The sequence below is a fragment of the Pseudomonas sediminis genome (genome assembly GCF_039555755.1).
GTDB lineage: Bacteria > Pseudomonadota > Gammaproteobacteria > Pseudomonadales > Pseudomonadaceae > Aquipseudomonas > Aquipseudomonas mendocina_D.
In genome coordinates this window covers 4,102,930-4,125,372 of the sequence record NZ_CP154631.1, presented here as the reverse complement: position 1 = coordinate 4,125,372, position 22,443 = coordinate 4,102,930, and the positions used below count along the sequence as shown (strand labels likewise).

Here is a 22,443-nt window from a genome sequence, read left to right as displayed (position 1 = left end):
CCCGGCAGCCAGTCCCCAGCGGACTATCCTTGACGATTCACTTTCATCACGTTTTCGCAAATCCCCGCCGACCAGGCTGCCAGGGTGACCCAAAAGGTCTTACACGGCATGCGCAGCTTTGGAACATGGGTCTTTGCGGATGCACTTGAGGCAGACCCATGACCCAGGAAATCGGCGGCTTCGCCGCGCTCGGACTTCACCCCAATATTCTCGCCGCTCTGACCGCCGTTGGTTACGAAGAGCCGTCTCCGATCCAGTCGCAGGCCATTCCGGTGATTCTCGCCGGCCACGACATGATCGGTCAGGCGCAGACCGGTACCGGTAAAACCGCAGCCTTCGCGCTGCCGCTGCTGTCGAAGATCGACCCGGCCAAGCGCGAGCCGCAGGTGCTGATTCTGGCGCCGACTCGTGAGCTGGCCCTGCAGGTTGCCACCGCCTTCGAAACCTACTCCAAACAGATGCCTGGCCTGAACGTCGTTGCCGTATACGGCGGCGCGCCCATGGGCCCGCAGCTCAAGGCCATTCGCCAGGGCGCGCAGGTAATCGTTGCCACGCCTGGTCGTCTGGTCGACCACCTGCGTCGTGACGAGAAAGTGCTGTCCACCATTCAGCATCTGGTACTCGACGAAGCTGACGAAATGCTCAAGCTGGGCTTCATGGATGACCTCGAAGTGATCTTCGAAGCCATGCCGGAAAGCCGCCAGAGCGTGCTGTTCTCCGCCACGCTGCCGCACTCGATCCGTGCCATCGCCGAAAAGCACCTGCGCGAGCCGCAACACGTCAAGATCGCTGCCAAGACCCAGACCGTCTCGCGTATCGAGCAGGCGCACCTGATGATCCACGCCGATCAGAAGACCAACGCCGTGTTGCGCCTGCTGGAAGTCGAAGACTTTGACGCACTGATCGCTTTCGTACGCACCAAGCAGGCCACTCTGGATCTGGCTGCTGCCCTGGAAGCCAAAGGCTTCAAGGCCGCTGCGCTGAACGGCGACATCGCCCAGAACCAGCGTGAGCGCGTGATCGAGTCGCTCAAGGATGGCCGTCTGGACATCGTCGTCGCGACTGACGTTGCTGCTCGTGGTATCGACGTGCCGCGCATCACCCACGTGTTCAACGTCGACATGCCGTACGACCCGGAATCCTACGTGCACCGTATCGGCCGTACCGGCCGCGCCGGTCGCGATGGTCGTGCGCTGCTGCTGGTCACCCCGCGTGAGCGTCGCATGCTGCAGGTGATCGAGCGTGTCACCGGGCAGAAGGTCGGTGAGGTCAAGCTGCCGAACGCCCAGCAAGTGCTCGATGCCCGTATCAAGAAACTGACCAGCAGCCTGGCGCCGCTGGTGGCCGATGCCGAAGCCAGTCATGGTGATCTGCTCGACCGTCTGACTGCCGACATCGGTTGCAGCCCGCGCGCTTTGGCCGCTGCGCTGCTGAAGAAGGCCACCAATGGTCAGGCTCTGGATCTGGCTACCGTCGAGCGCGAGCAGCCGCTCGTGCCGGGCGTTGGTGGTGCTCCGCGTGAGCGTCGTGAGCGTGACGGCGAGCGTGGTGGTGAGCGCGGCGAATACCGCGAGCGCCGTGCGCCGGTACCGCTGACCGAAGGTCGCGTGCGTTGCCGTACTGCGCTGGGTACTCGCGACGGTATCGCTGCGAAGAACCTGCTCGGCGCCATCCTCAACGAAGGTGGCTTGGCTCGCGAAGCGATCGGTCGTATCCAGATCCGCGAAACCTTCAGCCTGGTCGAGCTGCCGGAAGACGGTCTGGACCGTCTGCTGGGCAAGCTGAAAGACACCCGCGTTGCTGGCAAGGCGCTGAAACTGCGTCGCTACCGCGAGGATTGATCCGCCAGGCTTGATGCCTTGTCACAGGATCAGCAAAACGCCGCGCCCTTTACAGGGTGCGGCGTTTTTATTTGCGCGATGACTGGTTAGCTGGTTTCACTAAGATTTGCCTTGGCCGCCAGGCGCTCGAAAACCTCGGGCGTCAACGCCGCTTCGCCGGCTTCGTCGAGCACTTCACGCGGGTGCTCGCTACCGGGGATGCTGCTATCGAGCATGCTCAGCAGTTGCGCGCCTCGCGCGGTCAGCACGAAGTTTTCGCCGTTGCCGCCTTTATCTTCTGGGCGCGGCTCGATAAAGCCGTTTTCCAGCAGCCGTGCTTCGTAGCGAGCGGCCTCCGCGCGCAGGTGATCGAGGTCCTGCACGGGGTCGCCCGCATTCTCTTGTTCCGCAGCCAGGTCTTCGGCGTAGCGACGCGGGGCGAATGGCTTGCCAGCGGAATTTTGCGCCTCATGCAGCAGGCGTTCGATCAGGTCCCAATCATGCTTCATGGCTGTCTCTCCCTATGCGATGGACTTATAGGGTCCGACTCCAGAGACGGGCCGCGGTTCGACCTGAATTGATCGAGCGCAGATGCACAAAGCAAAACGCCCCGAAGCAGTCGGGGCGTTTTGGGTGTTTCAGTTGCGGTGATCAGGCGCGGCGACGGAACAGCGGTTGCGGCTGGTCGGCCGAAGCCTGGTAAACCTCGCTGTAGTCCTCGAAGGCCTTCAGCGCATCGTACGGGTCCTTGTCGGCACGCACGGCGAAGGCGTCGAAGCCGACGCGGCGCAGGGCGAACAGCTGGTCGCGCAGGACGTCGCCGATGGCGCGGACTTCACCTTTGTAGCCGTAGCGGGTACGCAGCAGGTAGGCGGTGGAAGAGTGGCGGCCGTCGGTGAAGGCAGGAAACTCCAGGGCGATGACCTGGAAATGCGCCAGGTCATCGGCGATTTCCTCGATCTCGTCGCCGGCTTCCAGCCACACGCCGAGGCCGCCATCGCGGGCCTTGAGGGCATGAGCATGCTCGCGCCACAGGGCCAGCGGCACGATGATGTCATCGCAGTTGGGAATGACGTCCAGGGTCACGTCCTTGGCCAGCAGGTGCCAGGTTTCGTCGACCACCTGACCGTTCTTAATGATTCGCTGCATAGACGCGCTCCTTGAACGGGTCGATACCGATGCGGCGGTAGGTATCGAGGAAGCTTTCTTCTTCGGTGCGTTGTTCGACGTAGACGTTGATGATCTTGTCGATCACGTCCGGCATGTCGTCCTGAGCGAAGGACGGGCCGAGAATCTGCGCCAGGCTGGCTTCGCGACCGGCGCTGCCGCCCAGCGAGACCTGATAGAACTCCTGGCCCTTCTTGTCGACGCCGAGGATGCCGATATGGCCGACGTGATGGTGACCGCAGGCGTTCATGCAGCCGGAAATGTTCAGGTCGATGTCGCCGATGTCGAACAGGTAGTCGAGATCGTCGAAACGACGCTGGATGGCTTCGGCCACCGGAATCGACTTGGCATTGGCCAGCGAGCAGAAATCACCGCCCGGGCAGCAGATGATGTCGGTCAGCAGGCCCACGTTCGGCGTGGCGAAGCCTTGCTCACGCAGCTCGCCCCACAGGGTCAGCAGCTGACGCTGTTCGACGTCGGCGAGGATGATGTTCTGATTGTGGCTGTTGCGCACTTCACCGAAGGCGTAGCGATCAGCCAGGTCGGCGATGGCATCGAGCTGCTTGTCGGTGACGTCCCCCGGCGCTACGCCAGTCGGCTTGAGCGACAGGGTCACGGCGACGTAGCCAGGCTTCTTGTGGGCGAAGGTGTTGCGCTGGCGCCAGCGGGCAAAGCCCGGGTGCTCGGCGTCCTGCTGGGCGAGCAGGGCGTCTTCGTCCTCCAGGGCCAGATAGGCCGGGTCGACGAAATGTGCGGCAACGCGGGCGACTTCGGCTTCGGTGAGGGTGGTTGGCCCATCCTTGAGGTGCGCCCACTCGGCGTTGACGCGCTCGGCGAATACCTCAGGGGTCAGCGCCTTGACCAGGATCTTGATGCGCGCCTTGTACTTGTTGTCGCGACGGCCATAGCGGTTGTACACACGCAGGATGGCGTCGAGGTAGCTGATCAGGTGCTGCCAGGGCAGGAATTCGTTGATGAAGCTGCCGACGATCGGGGTACGGCCCAGGCCGCCGCCGACGGAAACGCGGAAGCCCAGCTCGCCGGCTGTCTTCACCGCTTCCAGGCCGATGTCATGCACTTCGATGGCGGCGCGATCGCTCACGGCGCCGTTGACGGCGATCTTGAACTTGCGCGGCAGGTGCGAAAATTCGGGGTGGAAGGTCGACCACTGGCGGATGATCTCGCACCAGGGGCGCGGATCGACGATCTCGTCCTTGGCCACGCCGGCGAACTGGTCGGTGGTGGTGTTGCGGATGCAGTTGCCGCTGGTCTGGATGGCGTGCATCTGCACGGTGGCCAGCTCGGCAAGGATCTCCGGCACGTCTTCCAGGTCCGGCCAGTTGAACTGCACGTTCTGCCGGGTACTGATGTGCGCGTAACCCTTGTCGTAGTCGCGGGCGATCTTCGCCAGCATGCGCACCTGGGTGGACGACAGCAGGCCATAAGGCACGGCGACGCGCAGCATGGGCGCGTAGCGCTGGATATACAGACCGTTCTGCAGGCGCAGCGGACGGAATTCCTCGCCGCTCAGCTCTCCGGCGAGATAGCGGCGGGTTTGATCGCGGAACTGCTTGACGCGATCCTCGACGATCTGTTTATCGTACTGGTCATATACGTACATGAAGGGTCCTGTTTTCAGGCTACTTACTGCCAATCAGCGCGCACGGCCGCGCACTCCCCGAGGAGCCGGGGCACGATACCAGCTCAGGTTTATGCGTAAAAGTGATGTTTGAATATATAAACCTAGCTTTAAGGAATAAGACCGCTCTAAAGCATAACCAGATGGTTTGAGCCAATGCCGAGGCTGGTCTTAAATACAGTGTGCGTCACCCACAATCACAAGAAGAGGGGGAGCCATGAGCGAACACACCGATATGGACAATTCCGACAGCGTTATCGACGCCTGGGCGATCTTCTGCCTGATCCTGATTGCAGTGGGCACGGCGGTTTTCTGGGTCAGCGGGCAGTGAACGCAAGGGTCGACGCGCATTAGCGGTCGGCCTTTTTCCGTTTGCACCCTATACTGCGCCCCGTCAATCGGGGAGGGGCGTCGTGATCAGGTGGGTGTTGGGCGTCGGGATACTGATGTGCTGCGCGCTGGCGGCAGCGCAATCGCGTGCGCCTTCGGTGGTGTTTCTCAATCCCGGTTTTTCCGACGAACCGTTCTGGATCGACTACTACCGCTACATGCAGGACGCCGCAGGCGATCTCGGTATCGAGCTGACGGTGCTCTATGGCGAGCGTGACCTGACGCGTATGTTGAGCAATGCCCGGCAGGTTCTGGAAGGCGAACATCCCGATTACCTGATCTTCACCAACGAGCAGTTCCAGGGGCCGGTGCTGCTGCGTTTGTTCGAAGGCACTCAGGTTGGTCTTTTCGCCCTGCACAGCACGCTCACCGAGGAGCAGCAGGCCCTGATCGGAGGCAGCCGTGAACGGTATCGCAATTGGCTGGGCAGCCTGGTACCCAATGACGAAGAGGCCGGCTACCTGATGGGCCGCGAGCTTATCGCGCTCAGCCACGGCAAGCCGGCCGACTTGCTGGCGTTCGCCGGAGTCAAGCAAACACCTTCTTCAGTATTACGCCTGGCCGGCCTGCAACGCGCGCTGAACGAGGCGCCGCACGTGCGCCTGGTGCAGGCGGTGCATGGTGAATGGCTGGAACAACGCGCCTATGAGCAGGCCGTTAGTCTGTTGCCGCGCTACCCGGAGGTCAGCCTGGTCTGGTCCGCCAACGACGCCATGGCGTTCGGTGTCATGCAGGTGGCGGCCGAACAGAATCGAAAGTTGCACTATTCCGCCGTGAACAACTCGGCCCGTGTGCTGCAAGCGCGAATGGACGGGCAGATCGAGGTCCTGGTGAGCGGGCATTTTCTCCTGGGGGCCTGCGCGATGGTGATGCTTGGTGATCACGCACGCGGCCTGGACTTCATCGAGCGAGGCGGCAAGGACCAGATTGCGCGATTGTTGCGTACGGTCGATGGCCGCCAATCGCAACAGTTGCTCAGGCGTCTTGGTCAGGCGGATCTGGAAATGGACTTCCGCCGGTTCAGCGCTGTCTCGCAGCCACAACGGCAAGGCTACGACTGCTCGATCGCATCGCTGCTGGACTGATTCAGCCGGCCGCCAAGTGCAGGATCAGTTTCACCGCGCCCAGCAATACGACCACGAACAGGGCAGTGAACAGTACCCCGAGCAGAATAAAGTGAGTGGGCTTGCCGCGGCTGAAGTCGCGACTGCGGTTCTTGCCGCTCTGTACCCCCAGCGCCGCCGCCAGCACGCTCTGTAGCATCTCGCGCAGCGTCAGAGGGGCCTGGGGGTCTTTGTCCTGATCAGTCATGGTCGGTCTCTCCTTCGGTCCTGCAAGCATAGTCCGCAACCGGCGAGGCGGCACGAGGGGCTAGGCCGGCTTCGGCGAATCAGGCAATCTGCCCGTGCCTGACCAACGATGCTAGCCATGCCTGACGACCTTTTTGCCGACGATGCCGCGCAGACCGAGCGCACTCGCGAAACCATCTTGCGCTACCACCTGAGTTGGAAGTATGGCGACCTCGAAGCGGTGCTGGCGCTGTATCACCCCGATATCGAATACAACGATTTCTATCAGCAACGTTGCATGGGCCTGGCCGAGTTGCGTGAGTATGTCGAGGCCAACCTGCCGCGCCGCCCAGGCGAGTTGCTGGAGCACGTCGATCGTATTCGCATCGATGGTCATACCGCCTTCATCCAGTACCGCACCAGCCTGCAGGGCGGGGAAGGGCTGGTGTCGTTTCGCACCGGCGAGGCCATCACCGTGCGTGACGGGCTGATCTGGCGCATCAACGAGTACGCCACCTTGGTGCACGAGATTCGTGGAGCTGGCGCAACCGCCACTTCACGCCCGGCGATCAGTCGCCTGGGGTTGTCGACGCGTCAGCTCGGGCAGTTGGCGCAGGATCTTCAGGATTATTTCCAGCGCAGCCAGCCTTTTCTGGACCCGGAGCTGGACCTGCAGCAGGTGGCCGCGGCGACCGGTTACAGTCGCAACCAGATTTCCCACCTGCTCAACCAGGTGCTTGGCGAAAGCTTCTATCGCTACGTCAATCGCGCGCGTCTGCAGTACCTGCTCGACGGCATGCAGGCCGGCAGTGACCTGAAGCGCATCGACGAGTTGGCCTTTGCCTCGGGTTTCAATTCCTTGTCGGCGTTCTATAGCTGCTTCAAACGCCACACCGGGCTGTCGCCAACGGCCTACCTCAAGCAGATTTCCGCGCGGGCACGCACACAAGACAATCACTGATCGCCACGACTAGCCTTGGGCCATCGATTGATGACGGAGGCGTGGATGAATCACTGGCGCAACATCAGTCTGTGGATGGATCAGCTCGATGATCCGCTGCAGGCGCGGCCCAGCCTGCAGCACGATATTCAGGCGGACGTGGCCATCATCGGCGCCGGCTATACCGGCTTGTGGACGGCCTATTACCTCAAGCGCCAGGCGCCGCAGCTGCGGGTGGTGATCGTGGAGGCCGAGACCGCCGGCTTCGGTGCCTCCGGTCGCAATGGTGGCTGGCTGATGGGCAACCTGCTTGGCGAAGACCGGTTGCTGGCCGGCTTGCCGGCGACCGTCCGCAAGGCCTCGTTCGAACTGCTGCACGCCATTCCCGATGAAGTGGCTGAGGTCGTCGCCCGTGAGGGGATCGATTGCGACCTGCGCAAGGGTGGGGTGCTGTATTGCGCAGCGCGTTATCCGGAGCAGGAGTTGCGCCTACGGGACTATCTCAAGGAACTGCGTGCACTGGGCCTGAACGAGGACGACTACCGCTGGCTGCCGCCGAGCGAACTGGCTACGCAGCTGCGCCTGGCCAATGCCTACGGCGCGCTGTATAGCCCGCATTGCGCGACGATCCAGCCGGCCAAGCTGGTGCGGGGCCTGGCACGTTGCGTCGAGGGTCTGGGCGTCGAACTCTACGAGCGCAGCCCGGTGATCGACTGGCAGCCCGGCCTGGTGCGTACGGTTCAAGGCCGGGTCACGGCTGATTGGGTGGTGCCGGCCATCGAGGGCTACGCCGCCACTTTGCCGCCGTTGGGCACTCACCAGTTGCCGGTGCAGAGCCTGATCGTTGCCACCGAGCCACTGCCGGCGGATGTCTGGGCCAGTATCGGACTGGAGCGAGGACAGGCCTTCAGCGAATTCAGCCGCCAGGTCACCTACGGCCAGCGCAGCCTCGATGACCGTCTGATCTTCGGTGCGCGCGGTGGCTACCGCTTTGGCGGGCGCCTGCGCAGCGATTTCAACCTTACCGACGACGAACTGGGTCTGCGTCGCTACCTGATGGGGGAAATCTTCCCGCAGTTGCGCAATGTGCGTTTTACCCATTCCTGGGGCGGCAATCTGGGCATGGCGCGGCGTTTCCAGCCGCACATGTTGCGCGACACGCGCAGCCGCATCGCGCTGTCTGGCGGTTATGGCGGCGAGGGCGTGGGTGCCACCAACCTCGGCGGGCGCACCCTGGCCGACCTGATTCTCGGGCGTGACAGCGAATTGCTGCGCCAGCCCTGGGTATTGAGCGACAGCCCGATTTCCAGCCTGAGGCGCTGGGAGCCCGAACCCTGCCGCTGGCTCGGTTACAACGCGATCATCCGCAGCTTCGTGCATGAGGACGAAGTCCTCGCCAACCCGCGCAGCCCGGCCTGGCGCCGGCGTCTGGCGCAAGCGGTTGCGGCGCGTATGGAAAGCCTGATGGGCTGAGTGAATGCCAGCCGTTCCTGCAGGGTTTGCAGGAAGCGGTTGAATTCCTGCGATAGCTCGCCGATCTCGTCATCGCTGGTGATCGTCAGGCGGCGCGTCAGGTTACCTTCGCCGCTGTTGATCTCACGCAGCGAGGTGCTCAGCAGGCTCAGCGGCTTGAGCAGGCTGTTCATCAGCAGACCCAGCACCACCAGACTGAATCTGATTGCGCAAGGTGTCGCGAACCTGGCTGACCTGGGATAGCGACAGCAGGCTGGTGGTAAGGAACAGCACGATAGCGGCCGCGATACCGACCTTGTGGGCGATTTTCATGAATGGGCTGCTAGGCACCCAGACGACGGGGCTGCATCCATGCAAGGCAGTTGTCTACGAGCAAATACAGTGCCGGCTTTTCGCCAGCGGGACGCGTGGTCTCTCTGTACGTTTTTGTATCGGCGCTCAGGTGCCGTTCTGAAGCTTTCTGTGCAGGCGGCTGGTGTTGATCACATCCACCGCGCGAGCGCGCAGTTGGCCGCAGCCACCGTCGACATCCTGGCCAGCCGAGTTGCGCACTTTGGTCAGCACGCCACGGCTGTGCAGGTAGCGCACCATCTCGACGATGCGCTCGCCGTCGGGGCGCTGGTAGTCGTCGGCTTCCAGGCTGTTGTAGGGGATCAGGTTGAGCACGGCGAACTTGCCCTTGAACAGGCGCAGGATGTTATCCATTTCTTCCTGGCTGTCGTTGATGCCTTTGAGCAGCGTCCACTGATACTGAATCGGGTAGTCGATGGTGCGGGCATAGGCCTCGCCCAGCTCTACCAGCTCTTCAGGATCGATGCGCGGCGCCTTGGGCAGCAGGCGCTGGCGCAGTTCGGCATCAGTGGTGTGTAGCGACAGCGCCAGGGCAGGGCGCACGCGTTGCTTGGGCAGGCGCTCGAATACCCGCGGGTCGCCTACGGTGGAAAACACCAGGTTGCGCTGACCGATACCGCCCTCGGTGCCGAGCAGATCGATGGCCTCAAGCACGTTGTCGAGGTTGTGCGCCGGCTCGCCCATGCCCATGAACACCACTTTCTTCACTGGACGAAAGCGTCGACCCAGGGCGACCTGAGCGACCATCTCGGCGCTGCTGAGCTGGCGCAGCAGGCCGCTCTTGCCCGTCATGCAGAACACACAGGCCACGGCGCAGCCGACCTGGCTGGAGATGCACAGGCCATCGCGCGGCAGCAGTACGCTTTCCACCATCTGTTTATCCGCCAGCTCCACCAGCAAGCGGGCCGAGCCGTCGGTGCCAGGGTGTTCGGAACGCAGGCGGGCCAGTGCGTCCAGTTCGCTGGCGATAGCTGGCAGCCCTTCACGCACCGTCAGCGGCAGGAAGTTTTCGGTCTTCTGATGCTTGGTGCCGGTGTCCAACGGCTTGCCCTGCAGCCAGGCACGGATAATCCGCCCGATATGCTGGGGTTTGGCGCCAAGGTCGGCGAGGCGTTGGTTGAGTTCGGTGAGCTGCATGGGGCGCGCATGCTATCACTTGGCCGTGAGGGCGACCACGTCGAAGCGCAGCGTGCCGATCATCTGCCCGGCTTCGGTGACGACCCGCACCTGCCAGCGGCCTTCCGGCGAAGCGGGGAAGTTGAGTTTGTGCGTCCAGGCGCGATAGCCCTCCTTGCGCCCGCCGTTGATATCCAACGCAATGCGGTCGACTTCCTGACCGTTGTGCTGCCAGACGTGGTAGATGCGCTCGTTGAGGCCACGTGGAGCATTGATCGAGGTGTAGGCGTAGAGCCCATCATTGAGCAATTGCTCAGGGCTGATCTGCCGCAGGCTTTCGCCTGGCGTGCGCTGCGCGCCATCGAAGTGATCGCTGATCGCTACCTCGGTCAGCCACAGCGTTGCCGGCGGCACCCAGACTCGCGCCATCCAGCCGGCGCTGGCCATCGCCAGAGGCAGGGCAGCCAGCAACACAATGCGTCGCCAACCAGCGAACCCGATCAAGCCGGGCAAACTTGGTAGTGCCAGTACCGTGGCAACCGCCAGGGCGATCCGGTAGCTCTGCGGTGTGCTGAGGTGAAAGATGATCGGCAGCGCGGTAAGCAGCACCGCGAACAGCGCCAGGCTGTGAAGGATCAGCAGCAGCCAGCGCCGCGGCGCCAGCCAGCGGTAATAGATCGGGTCGGTGATCGAGGCCAGTGCGGCGACCGCCAGCAGTCCGCTGAACAGCAACTGCCCGCTGTTCCAGGTGGTGGTGATGAAGAAGAACGGCAAGACGAAGAACAGACTTTCCTGGTGGATCATCTGCGTGCCGTAGCGCAGCAGCGGCAACGGTAGCTCGAAGCCGAAGCGCCGGGCAATGCGTTCGCGCAGCAGGTTCTCGAGAATCAGCCAGACCCAACTGACCAGCAATACCACACCGAGCACCTTGGCCAGATGCGCCTGGCGGTCCACCAGAAGAAAACTGGCCACGCCCGAGCAGAAGCCGAACAGGGCGACCAGGCCTGGGTAACGGCGCAGCAGGGCGATCAGCATGGGGATGCGGTCAAGTACGACTTTCATGGCAGTAGCAAATGGCTGTGTTGGGCGCGCATCCTAGGTAGCCCGAGCCTTGGCTGCAAGCGAGTCGTCAGCTGCGCTGGCGGTGCCGGGCCGCTTGCGGCACTATTGCGCCCCCGTTTCACCACCGAGTCCGAAAACGATGAAATTCATCCATCAACGTGAGCATCTGGAAGAGGGCGATCTGGTGGTCATCCAGTGTTCGCAACCCTGCAACATCCGCCTGATGAACGATACCAACTTCCGCGCGTTCAGAAACCGTGGCCGTCACAGTTATCACGGCGGCGCCTTTATCAAGTTCCCAGCGAAAATCCGCGTACCCTCCGGTGGTTTCTGGAACATCACGCTGGATACCGTCAGCCGTCGTGCGGTGAGCGTGACGCGCAAGCCGCAGATGGAATACAGCATCAAGATTGTCCGTCGCCCGGGCGCCTGATTCCGATGCGCACCTCATGTCAGGCGAGACGCTGAAGAAAAAGACTAAACGCGGCCAAGCCGGAAGAGGTCAGAGCTGATGAACCGACAAGAAGGAGAGTCAGCATGCTGAAGTTTCTCGGAGGCACCGTCGGTATCATTTTCATCATCGGCCTGATCGTGTGGTGGGATTGCTCTCACTGATCTTCTAGGCAGTTGTCAGCCCCGCTGCGCGCAGCGGGGCTGATCGTATTCAGAGCCGCTTGCGCAGGTTGCCCTGGTGCTGTTCGCAGGTCATGAAGCCCTTGCTGTCGACCCGGCCGTTGACGTCGAAGTCCACGTAATAGGGCTGCTCCAGGCCGTCGACATTCAGCACATAGTTGTTGCAGGTGCCGCCTGTGACGCTATTGCGCACGTCCGAAGAGGGTGGCCCGCCGAGAGTGAGTACCTGCTCCTGAGTCATGCCATGGTCGACCTGCTTGACCAGTGGCTCATTACGAAAGGTCACGTAATCGGCTGGGTTCTCGATAGTCGAGCAACCGCTCATCACGGCTGCCACTGCCAGTACTGCAAGGCTGTGCTTGTACATGTCATCGCTCCGTCGAACGAGCCAAAGTTGCTCGGTAAGTCTTGGAGCATTGATCGGGCTTGGGAGTTCGTGTTTTTTGACAATCGGCGCGAGTCGACTCGCGTTCGCTGCCGTATGAATGAAAAGAGCCCGCGATTGCGGGCTCTTTTGCGTCAGTCGTCGTAGCCCAGGTTGGGCATCAACCAGCGTTCGCTGACACTGATGTCCTGCGCCTTACGCTCGCTATAGCTTTCGATCTGGTCCTTGTCGACCTTGCCGACAGCGAAGTACTGCGCCTCAGGGTGGGCGAAGTACCAGCCGCTGACCGCTGCTGCTGGGAACATGGCGTAGTGCTCGGTGAGGAACACGCCGCTACGGCCGGCCTTGTTGTAGTCCGCCTCGGGATCGAGCAGCTTGAACAGCGTGCCTTTCTCGGTGTGGTCCGGGCAGGCCGGGTAGCCAGGCGCAGGGCGGATGCCCTTGTAGGCTTCCTTGATCAGCTCCTCGTTACTCAGGTGCTCGTCCGGCTGATAGCCCCAGTGCTCTTTACGCACCTGTTCGTGCAGCCATTCGGCGCAGGCTTCGGCCAGACGGTCGGCCAGGGCCTTGACCATGATTGCGTTGTAGTCGTCGCCCTTTGCCTCGTAGGCCTTGGCTACTTCCTCGGCGCCGATGCCAGCGGTGGTGATAAAGCCGCCCACGTAGTCCGTCACGCCGCTGCTTTTCGGCGCAACGAAGTCGGCTAGGGACAGGTTCGGCTTGCCGTCCGGCTTGATGGTCTGCTGGCGCAAGTGGTGCAGGGTGGCGAGCTGTTCGCCGTTGTCGCCGTAAACCTCGATATCGTCGTCACGCACCTGATTGGCAGGCCAGAAGCCCAGCACCGCGCGGGCCTTGATCAGCTTCTCGTCGATCAGTTTTTTCAGCAGTTCCTGGGCATCGGCAAACAAGGTGGTGGCTGCTTCGCCGACCACTTCGTCGGTGAGAATGCGCGGGTATTTTCCGGCCAGGTCCCAGGAGATGAAGAACGGCGTCCAGTCGATGTACTCGGCCAGTACGTTGAGGTCGATATCGTCGAGCACCTTGACGCCGGTGAAGCTCGGTTTCGGTGCGCTATAACCGGTCCAGTCGAACGTCGGCTTGTTGGCGACGGCGTTTTCGTAGCTCAAGCGCTCGGTGCGGGTCGCGCGGGCGGCGGTGCGCTCACGTACCACTACATACTCGTCGCGGGTCTTCTGCACGAAATCGGCCTTCAACTCCTTGGACAGCAGCTGGGTGGCCACGCCCACGGCGCGCGAGGCGTCGGTGACGTAGACCACGGCATCGTTGCTGTATTGAGGGTCGATCTTCACCGCGGTGTGGGCCTTGGAGGTGGTCGCGCCGCCGATCATCAGGGGCAGGGTAAAGCCCTGGCGCTGCATTTCCTTGGCGACGTGGACCATCTCGTCCAGCGACGGGGTGATCAGCCCAGACAGGCCAATGATGTCGCACTTCTCGGCGATGGCGGTCTGCAGGATTTTCTCCGCTGGCACCATCACGCCGAGGTCGACGATGTCGTAGCCGTTACAGCCCAGCACCACGCCGACGATGTTCTTGCCGATGTCGTGCACGTCGCCTTTCACGGTGGCCATCAGGATCTTGCCCTTGGCTTCCGGCTTATCGCCTTTTTCGGCTTCGATGAACGGGATCAGGTGCGCAACTGCTTGCTTCATCACTCGCGCAGATTTGACTACTTGGGGCAGGAACATCTTGCCCGAGCCGAACAGGTCGCCGACCACGTTCATGCCGCTCATCAGTGGCCCTTCGATAACCTCGATGGGCCGCGCGCACTGCTGGCGGCACTCCTCGGTGTCTTCGACGATAAAGGCGGTGATGCCTTTTACCAGCGCGTGCTCCAGACGCTTGTCGACTGGCAGCGTGCGCCACTCTTCGTTCTCGACTTCCTTGGTCGCGCCGCCGCCACGGTAATTGTCGGCGATGGCCAGCAGGGCGTCGGTACCGCCTGGCGTGCGGTTGAGCACCACATCCTCGACGCGGTCGCGCAGCTCCTTGGGAATCTCGTCGTAGATTTCCAACTGGCCGGCGTTGACGATGCCCATGGTCAGGCCGTTCTGGATCGCGTAGTAGAGGAACACTGAGTGGATCGCCTCGCGCACCGGGTTGTTGCCACGGAAGGAGAACGACACGTTGGACACGCCGCCTGAGCTCAAGGCGTAGGGCAGGTTGTCGCGAATGAAGGCGCAGGCTTCGATGAAGTCGACGGCGTAGTTGTTGTGTTCCTCGATGCCGGTAGCGACGGCGAAGATGTTCGGGTCGAAAATGATGTCTTCCGGCGGGAAGCCCACTTCATTGACCAGAATGTCGTAGCTGCGCTGGCAGATTTCCTTCTTGCGCGCGGCGGTGTCGGCCTGGCCGACTTCGTCGAAGGCCATCACCACCACGGCGGCGCCGTAGCGCTTGCAGAGCTTGGCGTGGTGCTTGAACTGCTCGACGCCTTCCTTCATGGAAATCGAGTTGACGATGCCCTTGCCCTGAATGCACTTCAGGCCCGCCTCGATCACTTCCCACTTGGAGGAGTCGATCATGATTGGCACGCGCGAGATGTCCGGCTCTCCGGCGATCAGGTTGAGGAAGCGAACCATGGCCGCCTTGGAATCGAGCATGCCCTCGTCCATGTTGATGTCGATCACCTGGGCGCCGGCTTCCACCTGCTGCAGGGCGACTTCCAGGGCCTCGGTGTAGTTCTCCTCGCGGATCAGGCGGGCGAACTTGGCCGAGCCGGTGATGTTGGTGCGTTCACCGACGTTCACGAACAGCGACTTGCGGTCGATGGTGAAGGGCTCCAGGCCCGACAGACGGCAGGCCTTGGGAATCTCTGGAATGGCGCGGGGCTGGTACTTGGCCACGGCTTCGGCAATCGCCTGGATATGCGCCGGGGTGGTGCCGCAGCAACCGCCGATGATGTTGAGAAAGCCGCTGGCGGCGAACTCTTCGACCACTGCGGCCATTTCGGCCGGGCTCTCGTCGTATTCACCGAAAGCGTTGGGCAGGCCGGCGTTGGGGTGGGCGGACACATGGGTGTCGGCCTTGTTCGACAACTCTTCCAGGTACGGGCGCAGGTCTTTGGCGCCAAGCGCGCAGTTCAGGCCGACGGAGATAGGGTTGGCGTGGCGTACCGAGTTCCAGAACGCTTCGGTGGTCTGGCCAGACAGGGTGCGGCCAGAGGCATCGGTGATGGTGCCGGAGATCATGATCGGCAACTCGACGGCGTCTTCATCGAACACCTGCTGCACGGCGAAGATCGCTGCCTTGGCGTTTAGGGTGTCGAAGATGGTTTCGATCAGGATCAGGTCGGCGCCGCCAGCGATCAGGCCGCGAGTGGCCTCGGTGTAGTTTTCCACCAGTTCATCGAAGGTGACGTTGCGGTAGCCAGGATCGTTGACGTCCGGGGAGATCGAGCAGGTACGGCTGGTCGGGCCCAGGACGCCGGCGACGAAGCGTGGGCGATCCGGGGTTTCCAGGGTCTTGGCGTCGGCCACTTCACGGGCCACGCGGGCACCGGCCAGGTTCAGCTCATAGGCCAACGACTCCATGCCGTAATCGGCCTGCGACACCTGGGTGGCGTTGAAGGTATTGGTTTCCAGAATGTCGGCGCCGGCATCCAGATAAGCCTTCTCGATGGCGGCAATGATCTGCGGCTGACTGAGCAGCAGCAGGTCGTTGTTGCCCTTGACGTCGCTCGGCCAGTCGGCAAAGCGCTCGCCACGGTAGTCGGCCTCTTCCAGCTTGTAGCTCTGGATCATGGTGCCCATGCCGCCGTCGAGGATCAGGATGCGCTCCTTCAGGGCTTGCTGGAGGGCTTGGAGGCGGGCGCTGCGATCGGACATGAGAACTACCTGAGCAAAGCGGAAACAAAGGTGCACGATGATAGCAAAGCTGCAGGGTTTTGGAGCGTCAGCGGGCTTTCCATGAATTTCATTCATGTTGCTAGGCTGGCCGTCTCGTTAGAATTGCCAGCATTGCAATCAAGGACGTGGCCATGCTCAAGCCCGCTGCTCTGTTTCTCCTTTCTTTCGCAGCCGGCCTAGCCCGCGCGGAAGCGATTTCCTATATCGACGATGTTCAGCCGATCCTCACCCACAAGTGCGTAGCCTGCCACACCTGCTACGACGCGCCCTGCCAGCTCAATCTCGGCAGTGCTGAAGGCATCCTGCGCGGTGCCAGTAAACAGCCGGTCTACGATGGCACGCGCAGCCAGGCGCAAGCGACTACCCGACTTTATCTGGACGCGCAGGGCGAGGCGGCCTGGCGTAAGCGCGACTTTCATTCGGTGCTCGATGGCGAGAACGGCCAGGCAGCACTGATCAAGCGCATGCTGGAACTGGGCCGCAGTCAGCCATTGGAGCCCAATGCCAAGCTCCCAGACACGCTCGATATCGCCATCACCCGCAGCAACAGCTGCCCATTGCCGGGTGAGTTCGCCGCCTACGCGCAGAAGAATCCCCATGGCGGCATGCCGTTCGCTGTGACGGGCCTAGACGATGCTGAATACGCCACCCTTGAACAGTGGCTGGCGCAGGGTGCACCGGTCGCCGAGCAGCCCCTGAAACCCAGCGCCACCGAGTTGCATCAGGTCGAGCAGTGGGAGAACTTCTTCAACGCTCCGGGGGCCCGTGAGGACCTGGTTTCGCGCTGGTTGTACGAGCACCTGTTCCTTGCCCACCTGCATTTCGAGGGCGGTGAGCCGGGGCATTTCTTCCAGATGGTGCGTTCGCGTACCCCCAGCGGCAAGCCTATCGACCCCATCGCCACGCGCCGTCCCAATGATGATCCGGGCACCGAGTTCTATTACCGGCTATGGCCGATCCAGGGTGTGATCGTGCACAAGACGCACATCACCTATCCGCTGGGCGACGCCAAGCTGGCGCGGGTGAAGGAGATGTTCTTCGGTGAGGACTGGACGCTGGATGCTGTCCCCGGTTATGGCGCACAACGCCGCGCCAACCCCTTCGAAACCTTCGCCGCGATTCCGGCGCGCGCGCGCTATCAGTTCATGCTGGATAACGCCGAGTACTTCGTGCGCACCTTCATCCGCGGCCCTGTGTGCCGCGGGCAGATCGCTACTGACGTGATTCGCGACAACTTCTGGGCCGTGTTCCAGGCGCCGGAGCACGATCTCTACATCACCGATGCCGAGTACCAGCGCGAGGCCACGCCGCTATTGGCCATGCCGGGTCAGTTCGATGATGTCGGCGATCTGCTGGGCCTTTGGCGCGACTACCGCAACAAGCGCAATGATTACGAGGACCTGCGCAAGGATGCCTACGCCGACGCGCCTGCTGCCGATTGGGCGCATATCTGGAGCGGCAACGACAACGCGTTGCTGTCGATCTTCCGTCAACACGACAGCGCTTCGGTACGCAAAGGCCTGCTCGGAGAGATTCCGCAAACCCTCTGGTGGCTGGACTATCCGCTGCTGGAGCGCACCTACTACCAGTTGGTGGTCAATTTCGACGTGTTCGGCAACGTCTCGCACCAGGCGCAGACTCGGTTGTACTTCGATCTGATCCGCAATGGCGCCGAAGTGAACTTCCTGCGTCTGCTGCCGGCACGCTCGCGTGAGGCTTACCTGGATGACTGGTATCAGAACAGCGGCAAGTTGAAGATGCTGCTGGACTACACCTCGGTCGACCATCGTTCGCCGAGCGCCATTGGCCTGAGCGGCAATGATCCGAAGAAGCAGTTCGCCGAGCAGCTACTGCAGCGCTACGCCAAGCTCAATGCACGCCCTGACCCAATCAACCGCTGTACAGGTGCACATTGTTATCGCGACGGTTTGCCCAAGGAGTTGCAACATGCCGAACAGTCGTTGGCGCGCCTGGCCAGTCGCCCAGCTGGTGGTTTGCGGGTGATCGATCAACTGCCGGAAGCGACCATGCTGCGGGTGGAGCTGAGCGACGGCTCGCGTGAGATCTACAGCCTGCTGCGCAACCGTGCGCACAGCAACGTGGCGTTCATGTTGGGAGAGGAGCTGCGTTATCAGCCACGCCTGGACACCCTGACCATCTACCCGGAAGTGCTCAGCAGCTATCCGAATTTCCTGTTCACGGTCAAAGCGAGTGAAGTGGATGCCTTCGTCAAGCAGATGGAAGGTGTCAGCGACGCAAAATCCTTCGAGCGTATCGTCGAGCGCTGGGGTGTGCGGCGTAGCCATCCGGAGTTCTGGCGCTATTTCCATGACCTGGCCGAGCACATCCGCGAAACCCAGCCGCTGGAGGCCGGGGTGCTGGACATGAATCGCTACCAGAACTTCTAGTCGCGCCCCGAAAGCCAGGCGCGGCAAGGGTTGATCTCTCTGCGGCGCTGCTTAGGGCCCGCCCGTCGATCCCGGTTAGGTGCCATCGACCTTTCGCATGCCGCTGCGGTCGGACGCTGAGGCTGCCTGATTCCAGGCCGCTCGGTTTCGATCTTGGCGACAGGGGGGAATAGCGGTTCCATGCTGGTTTCAGTACAGGCTTTACGGGCGCTGGCAGCCTGGGTTGTGGTTTTTCATCATGTCATGCAGGTGTTCTTCGATTTTCAGGCCGACAGCTTCGTCGGTCGTCTGTTTGCTGAGCGGGGCGCCGTTGGTGTCGACATCTTCTTCGTCATCAGCGGCCTGGTGATCTATCTCTCCACTCAAGGCAAGCGCATCACGCCCTGGCGCTTCATGCTCAATCGCGCACTGCGTATCGTCCCCGCCTATTGGCTCTACTCGCTGATGGCTGCGCTGATCATCGCCTTTGCCAACCCGGTGATGCCGGTGCAGGAATTCGACCTGCATCATCTGCTGCTCTCGCTGTTCTTCATTCCCGCCGAGAACCCGGGAGGGTTCGGTCTCTATCCCACGCTCAATGTCGGCTGGACGTTGAATTACGAGATGTTTTTCTACCTGCTATTCGCCCTGACTTTCATCTTCACCGAGCGCTTGCGCCTGGTGTTCATCGTCCTCAGTCTGACGGTGTTCGGCCTGCTGGCCACGCAGCCATGGATGAGCGACTTCTACCGCAACAGCATCGTCTATGAGTTCGTCTTCGGCATAGGACTGGGCGTGATCTACACACGTGGCTGGATTCGTCAGGGCTTCTGGTTGCCACTGTTGGTCATCGCCGCATCGCTGCTGACCATCTACCACTTCGACAACTCCATGCGCCTGCTGCACTGGGGCGTGCCGAGTGCGCTGATCGTAGCCGCCTGCATTGCGATGGAGCCTTGTTTCCGGGGCAATCGCCTGCTCAGTCATATGGGCGATTGCTCCTATTCGGTGTATCTGCTGCACGTGATCGTGCTGTCACTGGGCTGGTACCTGCAGGCCCGTCTGGGGCTTGCCCCGGCCCTGGTCATCGCTGCCTGCATACCGGTGATCGCGTTGGCCGCCTGGGGCAGCTACGAGTTGATCGAAAAGCGCTTTTTCGTGCGCGCCAAGCTCTGGATAGGGCAGCGAACCGACTCGGGAAAGCTGCAGTCGTTATCCTGAGTAAATTAGTAGGACTATATTCAGGCCGCCACTTGGCGTACAATTCGCCGCATGACCGTGAGGAGTTGCCATGAGCGCTATCATCATTACTCAAGCTGCCGAAGACTACCTGGCCGAGCTGCTGAGCAAGCAGGACACACCGGGTATTGGCATCCGCGTTTTCATCACCCAGCCAGGTACGCCTTATGCGGAAACCTGCATTGCCTACTGCAAACCGGGTGAGCAAAAACCTGAAGACACCGCCGTTGGCCTGGCCAGCTTCACCGCCTGGATCGATGGCGTCAGCGAGCCTTTCCTGGATGACGCTGTCGTCGACTACGCCACTGATCGTATGGGCGGCCAGCTGACCATCAAGGCACCGAACGCCAAGGTGCCGATGGTCAACGAAGACAGCCCGCTGAACGAGCGCATCAATTACTACCTGCAGACCGAGATCAACCCCGGCCTGGCCAGCCACGGCGGCCAGGTGACACTGATCGACGTGGTCGAAGAGGGCATCGCTGTCCTGCAGTTCGGTGGCGGCTGCCAGGGTTGTGGCCAAGCCGATTACACCCTCAAGGAAGGCATCGAGAAAACCCTGCTCGAGCGCATTCCGGAGCTCAAGGGTGTGCGCGACGTGACTGACCACAGCAATCGCGAGAACGCCTATTACTGACAGGCGCAGCGCACAGGAAAACGGGGCGACCAGGTCGCCCCGTTTTCATTTCAGGCTTTGAGCACGCGTTTGCTGGAAGCGGGGAAGCGTTCGAGCTTCTCGGCCGGGCGAATGGGGCGCTTCACCAATTCGCCGCTGCAGTTCGGGCAGCGTAGCGCCAGCACGGATTCGGCGCAGGACCGGCAGAAGGTGCACTCGAAGGAGCAGATCAAGGCGTCGCTACTGGCGGCAGGCAGGTCGCAGTCGCAGTTCTCGCAATTAGGGCGCAGTTCAAGCATGGCGCTAGGCTCGGCTCAGTGGCGATCGCAGTAGTCTGCAGTCGCCGCAGGCCAGGCGCAACGGGCACATCCTGGGGCGCGCAAGGCGCCCCGACAGGATTTACTCCGGCATGCTCCACGGGGCCAGGTCGAAACCTTGGCTGCTCAGCTCATCACGGGAACGCTGCAGCGCGTCTTCCAGTTGTTGCGGGTCGCTGTAAGTGGCGCTGGAAAGCTGGCGGCCGAGCAGGCGAGTGTTGGTACGGTCGATAACGCTGATGCTGACGACGCCGGTGCCGTCCTGCGGAGCCCAGGCTACGCACTGAAACGGGCGGAAGGCGCGATCGGCAATCAGCAGGGCTTCGTTGAAACGCAGCGGTGTGTTCATGGGGTCGGTTTCTCCGAGTTGATCCCAACAATTAATTGCGGCCAACAGGTTATTGGTGTCGGCCTTTCAATAGTGTTGATGAACTCAGTAGATCCATAAGTCACACATGGCTGAAAAAAGTTTTATTACTGGCACAGTGTGCCCTGATGATAACTTCTGGCGTCTCGCCGGCAACAACTTTCTACTGCGAAAGTTCCGCCTCTGTTTCCTGCTGGGTCGGCTGCGGCGCAACGCTAGCGGGGGCTGGAGCGTTTCGCTGATGGCGATAGGCACTTACTGCCTCATATACCGACTTGCGCAAACGGTTTATACCGCCGATAGGGCGGTGTTCGGGAAGTGCATGCCAAGGGTTGAAGGACAAATTGTCGCAGAACAGGTTTTGTTCCCGGCTATCGAAGTCCTGAGGCTGCACGGTAATACGGGCAACGCTTTCGAAGGGCGATATCTTTTCGCTCCACTCGACACTCGGATCTTCGATGGGCATGTAGTACTGCGCGTTCTGTTTTTGTACCTGCAATTCAAAGCACGCCGGCGCACGGTCCAGTGACAGCTGCTGGTAAAGCGCATTGCGCAGGAAGTTGGGTAGGGCGTTATTTTGTTCCGGCAATTCGTAGGGCGGGCAATTCTGCGGTGCCGGTACCACGCGGTATTTGATGTTCGACTCGCCGAGCTTGAACGGTGCAATGGAGTTGTAGGTGGTGGCCACGGGGCTTTCTGGTGCCGGAGCCAGCGTTTTCAGGGCGATGACCAGATGACGCACCTCCCAGGTGCGCGGGTCCAAGCTGGGGAAGAAGGCCTGGACCTTCTTGCCATCTGCCTGAGCTGCGAAATTGGTGCGGTACTCGGCCACGTCGCGAACGAAGAAAGCCGGATGGTTGAACATCACGAAGTCCTGCTCGCCAGCATGCGCAGGGCTCTTCATGAGTTTCTCGCCCGGTACGTCGAGCAGCTTTATGGCCATACCACGTGCATCGCGGGCACGATCAAACTGCGGGTAGGCATTGCCGTTGGACAGGCGCATCCAGGCCTGCCAGGTATGCCCGGGTTCGCTGAAGACGCCATGGCGCAGTGACTCATCCAGCGTATCCAGCACCTGTACTTCGGCTTTCACGCAGCCGTGGGCCTTGGCGTGGGCGTCACGCAGTACGCGGGTGTTATCGCGGTGTTGCTCGACGATGCGTACAGCGTCTTCGATGATCAGCCTGGTGAGCGCGGCCTCATCCGGCTCGATCTGTTCTTGCGTAGAGACCGGGCCGGAGAATTTCCAGGCGTAATAGGCTTCGCCCAGGCCCCAGCCAACCAGGCCTACAAGGGCGACGGTGAGCAGCAGTTTGCCGAGCAGGCGACCGAGCCAGAGCCAGAAGCGCTTCAACATCGTTGCAATCCTTGTTCTAGGTATCGGTT

Annotated in this window: 20 protein-coding genes and 1 pseudogene; 8 read left to right on the top strand and 13 right to left on the bottom strand. The window is 61.7% G+C overall.

The window, feature by feature from the left end:
• Positions 1-158: 158 nt before the first annotated feature.
• Positions 159-1,841, top strand: a complete 1,683-nt coding sequence (locus tag AAEQ75_RS19395) for a DEAD/DEAH box helicase (RefSeq protein WP_125835072.1) — start codon at positions 159-161, stop codon at positions 1,839-1,841.
• 86 nt (positions 1,842-1,927) lie between these two features.
• Here AAEQ75_RS19395 and AAEQ75_RS19390 read toward each other — a convergent pair whose 3' ends face one another.
• The 3 genes from AAEQ75_RS19390 to AAEQ75_RS19380 form a co-directional block, all read right to left on the bottom strand.
• Positions 1,928-2,329, bottom strand: coding sequence for a transcriptional regulator (locus AAEQ75_RS19390; RefSeq protein ID WP_343350146.1), 402 nt, complete (start codon positions 2,327-2,329; stop codon positions 1,928-1,930).
• Between the two features lie 142 nt (positions 2,330-2,471).
• Positions 2,472-2,969: a DUF934 domain-containing protein gene (locus tag AAEQ75_RS19385; RefSeq protein WP_013715681.1), complete on the bottom strand. Its 498-nt coding sequence runs from the start codon at positions 2,967-2,969 to the stop codon at positions 2,472-2,474.
• Complete coding sequence (locus AAEQ75_RS19380) at positions 2,953-4,608, bottom strand: nitrite/sulfite reductase (protein WP_343350144.1); 1,656 nt, start codon at positions 4,606-4,608, stop codon at positions 2,953-2,955. The genes AAEQ75_RS19385 and AAEQ75_RS19380 overlap by 17 nt, the downstream gene beginning before the upstream one ends.
• Positions 4,609-5,072: 464 nt before the next feature.
• Here AAEQ75_RS19380 and AAEQ75_RS19375 point away from each other — a divergent pair, with 464 nt between their 5' ends.
• The gene (locus AAEQ75_RS19375; protein WP_343352437.1) at positions 5,073-6,101 is read left to right on the top strand and encodes an ABC transporter substrate-binding protein; all 1,029 of its coding nucleotides are present in this window, start codon (positions 5,073-5,075) and stop codon (positions 6,099-6,101) included.
• Between the two features lies 1 nt (position 6,102).
• Here AAEQ75_RS19375 and AAEQ75_RS19370 read toward each other — a convergent pair whose 3' ends face one another.
• On the bottom strand, positions 6,103-6,327 hold the full coding sequence (locus tag AAEQ75_RS19370; protein ID WP_343350143.1) for a DUF2970 domain-containing protein: 225 nt from the start codon (positions 6,325-6,327) through the stop codon (positions 6,103-6,105).
• A 117-nt stretch (positions 6,328-6,444) separates the two neighbouring features.
• On the opposite strand from AAEQ75_RS19370, the gene AAEQ75_RS19365 reads away from it, so the two are divergent.
• Positions 6,445-7,266, top strand: coding sequence for an AraC family transcriptional regulator (locus AAEQ75_RS19365; protein WP_343350142.1), 822 nt, complete (start codon positions 6,445-6,447; stop codon positions 7,264-7,266).
• Between the two features lie 45 nt (positions 7,267-7,311).
• A complete protein-coding gene (locus tag AAEQ75_RS19360) occupies positions 7,312-8,718 on the top strand; it encodes an NAD(P)/FAD-dependent oxidoreductase (protein ID WP_343350140.1) in 1,407 nt (468 codons plus the stop codon).
• A 74-nt stretch (positions 8,719-8,792) separates the two neighbouring features.
• Here the strand turns inward: AAEQ75_RS19360 and AAEQ75_RS19355 are convergent.
• The 4 genes and pseudogenes from AAEQ75_RS19355 to AAEQ75_RS19340 all read right to left on the bottom strand — a co-directional run.
• Positions 8,793-8,840 (bottom strand): annotated as a pseudogene (locus AAEQ75_RS19355) (hypothetical protein); the annotation flags it as partial.
• 1 nt (position 8,841) lies between these two features.
• The gene (locus AAEQ75_RS19350; protein ID WP_256835676.1) at positions 8,842-9,030 is read right to left on the bottom strand and encodes a hypothetical protein; all 189 of its coding nucleotides are present in this window, start codon (positions 9,028-9,030) and stop codon (positions 8,842-8,844) included.
• 126 nt (positions 9,031-9,156) lie between these two features.
• Positions 9,157-10,206: an RNA methyltransferase gene (locus tag AAEQ75_RS19345; RefSeq protein ID WP_343350139.1), complete on the bottom strand. Its 1,050-nt coding sequence runs from the start codon at positions 10,204-10,206 to the stop codon at positions 9,157-9,159.
• A 15-nt stretch (positions 10,207-10,221) separates the two neighbouring features.
• Positions 10,222-11,247, bottom strand: coding sequence for a DUF5924 family protein (locus AAEQ75_RS19340; RefSeq protein WP_343350138.1), 1,026 nt, complete (start codon positions 11,245-11,247; stop codon positions 10,222-10,224).
• Positions 11,248-11,386: 139 nt separating this feature from the next.
• Between AAEQ75_RS19340 and AAEQ75_RS19335 the strand changes: the two genes are divergently transcribed.
• The gene (locus tag AAEQ75_RS19335) at positions 11,387-11,680 is read left to right on the top strand and encodes a DUF1883 domain-containing protein (protein ID WP_343350137.1); all 294 of its coding nucleotides are present in this window, start codon (positions 11,387-11,389) and stop codon (positions 11,678-11,680) included.
• 231 nt (positions 11,681-11,911) lie between these two features.
• Here the strand turns inward: AAEQ75_RS19335 and osmE are convergent, their stop codons facing one another.
• Positions 11,912-12,247, bottom strand: a complete 336-nt coding sequence (osmE, locus tag AAEQ75_RS19330; protein ID WP_179576532.1) for an osmotically-inducible lipoprotein OsmE — start codon at positions 12,245-12,247, stop codon at positions 11,912-11,914.
• 152 nt (positions 12,248-12,399) lie between these two features.
• Entirely contained in the window at positions 12,400-16,110 is a 3,711-nt protein-coding gene (metH, locus tag AAEQ75_RS19325; RefSeq protein ID WP_343350136.1) for a methionine synthase, read from the bottom strand.
• Between the two features lie 152 nt (positions 16,111-16,262).
• Here metH and AAEQ75_RS19320 point away from each other — a divergent pair, with 152 nt between their 5' ends.
• From AAEQ75_RS19320 to nfuA, 3 genes are all read left to right on the top strand, one after another.
• Positions 16,263-18,539, top strand: a complete 2,277-nt coding sequence (locus AAEQ75_RS19320) for a fatty acid cis/trans isomerase (protein WP_343350135.1) — start codon at positions 16,263-16,265, stop codon at positions 18,537-18,539.
• A gap of 180 nt (positions 18,540-18,719) precedes the next feature.
• Positions 18,720-19,739, top strand: a complete 1,020-nt coding sequence (locus AAEQ75_RS19315) for an acyltransferase family protein (protein WP_343350134.1) — start codon at positions 18,720-18,722, stop codon at positions 19,737-19,739.
• Positions 19,740-19,809: 70 nt separating this feature from the next.
• Positions 19,810-20,394 carry a Fe-S biogenesis protein NfuA gene (gene nfuA, locus AAEQ75_RS19310; RefSeq protein ID WP_099524064.1) on the top strand — a complete coding sequence of 195 codons (585 nt, stop codon included), beginning with the start codon at positions 19,810-19,812 and terminating at the stop codon, positions 20,392-20,394.
• 50 nt (positions 20,395-20,444) lie between these two features.
• Here the strand turns inward: nfuA and AAEQ75_RS19305 are convergent, their stop codons facing one another.
• The 3 genes from AAEQ75_RS19305 to AAEQ75_RS19295 form a co-directional block, all read right to left on the bottom strand.
• Positions 20,445-20,672 (bottom strand): DUF1272 domain-containing protein, encoded by a 228-nt coding sequence (locus AAEQ75_RS19305; protein WP_099524066.1) that lies wholly within the window; start codon positions 20,670-20,672, stop codon positions 20,445-20,447.
• Positions 20,673-20,772: 100 nt separating this feature from the next.
• Positions 20,773-21,039, bottom strand: coding sequence for a hypothetical protein (locus AAEQ75_RS19300; RefSeq protein ID WP_099524068.1), 267 nt, complete (start codon positions 21,037-21,039; stop codon positions 20,773-20,775).
• Positions 21,040-21,220: 181 nt separating this feature from the next.
• Positions 21,221-22,414 carry a catalase family protein gene (locus AAEQ75_RS19295; protein ID WP_343350131.1) on the bottom strand — a complete coding sequence of 398 codons (1,194 nt, stop codon included), beginning with the start codon at positions 22,412-22,414 and terminating at the stop codon, positions 21,221-21,223.
• Positions 22,415-22,443 lie beyond the last annotated feature (29 nt).

Bases quoted from the DNA above. Each gene is read 5' to 3' on its own strand.
- AAEQ75_RS19315 (WP_343350134.1), top strand. From the start codon at position 18,720: ATGCTGGTTTCAGTACAGGCTTTACGGGCGCTGGCAGCCTGGGTTGTG.
- AAEQ75_RS19295 (WP_343350131.1), bottom strand. From the start codon at position 22,414: ATGTTGAAGCGCTTCTGGCTCTGGCTCGGTCGCCTGCTCGGCAAACTG.
- AAEQ75_RS19365 (WP_343350142.1), top strand. From the start codon at position 6,445: ATGCCTGACGACCTTTTTGCCGACGATGCCGCGCAGACCGAGCGCACT.
- nfuA (WP_099524064.1), top strand. From the start codon at position 19,810: ATGAGCGCTATCATCATTACTCAAGCTGCCGAAGACTACCTGGCCGAG.
- AAEQ75_RS19335 (WP_343350137.1), top strand. From the start codon at position 11,387: ATGAAATTCATCCATCAACGTGAGCATCTGGAAGAGGGCGATCTGGTG.
- AAEQ75_RS19375 (WP_343352437.1), top strand. From the start codon at position 5,073: ATGTGCTGCGCGCTGGCGGCAGCGCAATCGCGTGCGCCTTCGGTGGTG.
- AAEQ75_RS19350 (WP_256835676.1), bottom strand. From the start codon at position 9,030: ATGAAAATCGCCCACAAGGTCGGTATCGCGGCCGCTATCGTGCTGTTC.
- AAEQ75_RS19305 (WP_099524066.1), bottom strand. From the start codon at position 20,672: ATGCTTGAACTGCGCCCTAATTGCGAGAACTGCGACTGCGACCTGCCT.
- metH (WP_343350136.1), bottom strand. From the start codon at position 16,110: ATGTCCGATCGCAGCGCCCGCCTCCAAGCCCTCCAGCAAGCCCTGAAG.
- AAEQ75_RS19380 (WP_343350144.1), bottom strand. From the start codon at position 4,608: ATGTACGTATATGACCAGTACGATAAACAGATCGTCGAGGATCGCGTC.
- AAEQ75_RS19360 (WP_343350140.1), top strand. From the start codon at position 7,312: ATGAATCACTGGCGCAACATCAGTCTGTGGATGGATCAGCTCGATGAT.
- AAEQ75_RS19300 (WP_099524068.1), bottom strand. From the start codon at position 21,039: ATGAACACACCGCTGCGTTTCAACGAAGCCCTGCTGATTGCCGATCGC.
- AAEQ75_RS19370 (WP_343350143.1), bottom strand. From the start codon at position 6,327: ATGACTGATCAGGACAAAGACCCCCAGGCCCCTCTGACGCTGCGCGAG.
- AAEQ75_RS19390 (WP_343350146.1), bottom strand. From the start codon at position 2,329: ATGAAGCATGATTGGGACCTGATCGAACGCCTGCTGCATGAGGCGCAA.
- AAEQ75_RS19395 (WP_125835072.1), top strand. From the start codon at position 159: ATGACCCAGGAAATCGGCGGCTTCGCCGCGCTCGGACTTCACCCCAAT.
- osmE (WP_179576532.1), bottom strand. From the start codon at position 12,247: ATGTACAAGCACAGCCTTGCAGTACTGGCAGTGGCAGCCGTGATGAGC.
- AAEQ75_RS19345 (WP_343350139.1), bottom strand. From the start codon at position 10,206: ATGCAGCTCACCGAACTCAACCAACGCCTCGCCGACCTTGGCGCCAAA.
- AAEQ75_RS19340 (WP_343350138.1), bottom strand. From the start codon at position 11,247: ATGAAAGTCGTACTTGACCGCATCCCCATGCTGATCGCCCTGCTGCGC.
- AAEQ75_RS19385 (WP_013715681.1), bottom strand. From the start codon at position 2,969: ATGCAGCGAATCATTAAGAACGGTCAGGTGGTCGACGAAACCTGGCAC.
- AAEQ75_RS19320 (WP_343350135.1), top strand. From the start codon at position 16,263: ATGCTCAAGCCCGCTGCTCTGTTTCTCCTTTCTTTCGCAGCCGGCCTA.